The organism is Actinomadura logoneensis (genome assembly GCF_003428695.1).
GTDB lineage: Bacteria > Actinomycetota > Actinomycetes > Streptosporangiales > Streptosporangiaceae > Spirillospora > Spirillospora logoneensis.
Map to the genome: position 1 here is coordinate 1 of NZ_QURH01000694.1, position 2,993 is coordinate 2,993.

Genomic DNA, 2,993 nt, shown 5'->3' on the forward strand with positions numbered 1-2,993 from the left:
CGGCCGGGGCCGCCCGGCGGCGGTCAGCGGCGCGTCGTCGGGCAGGCCCGCCTTGCGCAGGCACTCGGCGGCGGCCCACACGCGGGTCGCGGCCGTGCCGTGGTCCTCGCCGAGGTCGCCCGCGAGCAGGCCGGCGAGGTCGCGGTGCCGGCCGAGCAGCCCGGCCCAGTCCGCCTCGGACCGGTCCGCGACGGTCTCGACGTCGCAGCTCACCGTGGTGTCGGACGCGACGCACAGGGTGACCCCGGCGCCGTGCGCGGCCGACAGCACGCCGGCCGCGTCCGTCTCGGGCCGTCCGTCCGCGCGATACCGCACGGTGACGGGCCGCCCGAGGGCCCGGGAGGCCGCGAGCGCCGTCCGCGCCCGCCGCGCCTCGACGCTTCCGCCCGCCGCGCCGGAACCGCCCGAGCCGTCCGGGCCGCCGTCCGAGCCGTCAGGGTCCGATGCCATCGGGACGCCGGGATCGTCCGGCTCGACGGCGACGGCGGCGGTCAGGCCCAGGACGTCCTCGACGGCGCGTTCGAGGTAGGGGCCGAGCAGCGGCGGCGCCCACGGGCCGCTGCCGTCGGTGCGCCGGACGGCCTGCAGCCGCAGCCCGTCCCAGCGCTCGACGACCCGGCCCTCGGAGTCGCGGACGGCGATGTCGTACACGTAGGTGTCGCCGTCGCGGTGCCGCTCGGTGGCGCAGTACCGCAGCACGCCCTCGCCGGACGCGCGGTCCCCGGCCGGGTGCAGCCGCTCGATGCCGGTCGGCAGCAGCGTCGCGTCGGGGACGCAGACCTGGTTGCCGTGCATCAGGGCGTCCCGCATCCCGGGGTCGCCGAGCAGCAGCCGGTCCGGGAGGAACCCGGCGAACCAGTCGGTGGGTTCGACCGCGACGTCGGCGTCCACCCGGCGGGCCGCCGCGCGGTGGTAGCCGCGCAGCCGCTGGAACCGCCCGCCCTGGAACAGCACCGGCCCGTAGAGGTCGGCGGCGGGGTCGAGCGCGACGCCCGGCACCCCGTCGGCGGCCTGCTCCGGCGGTCCGTCCGGGACGTCCCCGGCGTCGAAGCGCAGCCGGGCGCGGAAGTGGTCGGCGGCGAACCCGGTCTCGGCGCTGCGCAGCGCCACCTCGACGGTCCCGTCGTCGGTGACGGCCGCCGCGACCCGGACGACCGTCGTCCCGTCCGGCGGCACGACGACCGGGCGCTCGAACTCGGCGGCCTCGATCACCGGCAGGTCGGTGCGGCCGGCGGCGGCGGTCCCGGCCTGGACCATCGCCTCCATCCCGAACACGGCGGGCAGCAGCAGGTTGCCGTCCAGCAGGTGGTCGGCGAGGTAGTGGTCGGTGCCCGCGTTCAGCTCCACCTCGGTGACCAGCTCGACGCCCGGGTAGTGGACGAGCGGGCGGCCGAGGAAGCGCAGCAGCGGCAGCTCGCCCGCGGCCCGCCGGACGGTGTCGACGCGTCCGGTGCGTCCGCTGACCACGACCACCGGCGGGACGTCAGGGTCGGCGAGCAGGCGGCGCATGAGCTCGACGCCCCGGTCCGGCGGGATCGCGGTGATCCCGTCCCGGGCCAGGGACTCCACGACCGACAGCCGCTCGCCCATCCCGACGCCCGACCAGACCGACCACTCCAGGCAGAGGCAGCGGCAGTCCGGGTGCCATCCGGCGACCGCCTCGGTGAGCTCGGCGAGCCACTCGTTGGCCAGCGCGTAGTGCGCCTCCCCGGCGAGCCCGGCGCGGCCGATGATGCTGCCGAAGGTGACCAGCAGCCGCAGCCGGCCGGTGTCCACGGCGTCCAGGACGGCCTGGAGGCCGCCGACCTTGGGCGCGAGCGCGCCGTGCAGCGCGGCCTCGTCCAGGCCGTGCAGCGCGGCGGGCTCGTTGCGCCCGGCCCCGTGCAGGACGCCGGTCACCGGGCCGAGGTCGCGCTCGGCCTCCGCGACGGCCGCGCGGACGGCGGCCGGGTCGGTGACGTCCGCGCGGACGTACCGGACCCGCAGTCCCCGCCCGGTCATCCGCGCGAGGTTGGCCGCCAGCTCGGCGTCCGCGGCCGGGTCGGAGCGGCCGAGCACCGCCAGCGCCGCGCCGGAGTCCTCGGCGAGCGCGAGCGCGCACTCGGCCGTGATGCCCTTGCCGCCGCCGGTGACCAGCACGACGTCGTCCGCGCCCAGCGGCGCGGCCGTCCGGGCGGGCCGGACGGGCAGCGGACGCAGGGTCGGCACGCGCCGCACCCCCGCCGCGTCGTACCGGACCTCGCTGAAGCCCGTGGTCGCCGCCGCCTCGGCCACGACCCGCTCCACGACCGGAGCGGCCTCCTCCGCGGGGGCGTCCGTGTCCGTGTCCGTGGGCGGCGGGACGGTCACGACGGTGACCTTGACGCGCGGGTCCTCCAGCCGGAGGGTCTTGGCGATCGCCGCGGCGCCGCGCCCGTGCTGGACGAGGACGAGGCGCGATCCGCCCAGCGCGGCCTTCGCGCCGTCGAGGGCCGGGCCGAGGTCGGCCTCGGCGCAGTCCGGCGGCAGGCAGACCAGCACGCCCGCGCCGATCCGCGCGTCCCGCAGCGCCCGCGCCAGCGGCTCGGCGAACGGGTGGCCGTCCGGCGCGAACACCCGCCACTCCCCGGCGGTCCCGTCGCGCGCGTCGTCGGGGACGGCCGGGGGCGGCGCCTCGTCCAGGTCGATCGAGAACGCGCGCACCCAGGACGCCGCGCCCGTGACGACCGGGGTCTCCGGCGCGCCGCCGCCCGATCCGGCGAGGCCGTCGAGGACCTCGGCGAGCTCGGCGAGGGTGGCGGTGGCGAAGTTGGTGGGCGCGCTGCCGGGCTTCACCCCGAGCGCCAGCGCGGCCTGGTTCATGATCTGGCCGACGGTGATGGAGCTGAGGTGCAGGTCGTCCAGGAGGCGGCTGCCGTCGGCGACGGTCTCGGCGGGCAGCTCGGCGCGCTCGGCGGCGAGCCCGCGCAGGATCGCCAGGGCGCCGCCCTCCGCCGGCTCACCGGGTGCGGCGC

At 78.7% G+C, this 2,993-nt stretch carries 1 protein-coding gene; it reads right to left on the reverse strand.

All coding sequences use genetic code 11. The annotated features are described in order from the left end of the window. A partial coding sequence (locus tag DZF91_RS25790) for an SDR family NAD(P)-dependent oxidoreductase (RefSeq protein ID WP_117359794.1) occupies positions 1-2,993 on the reverse strand: 2,993 nt, incomplete at both ends.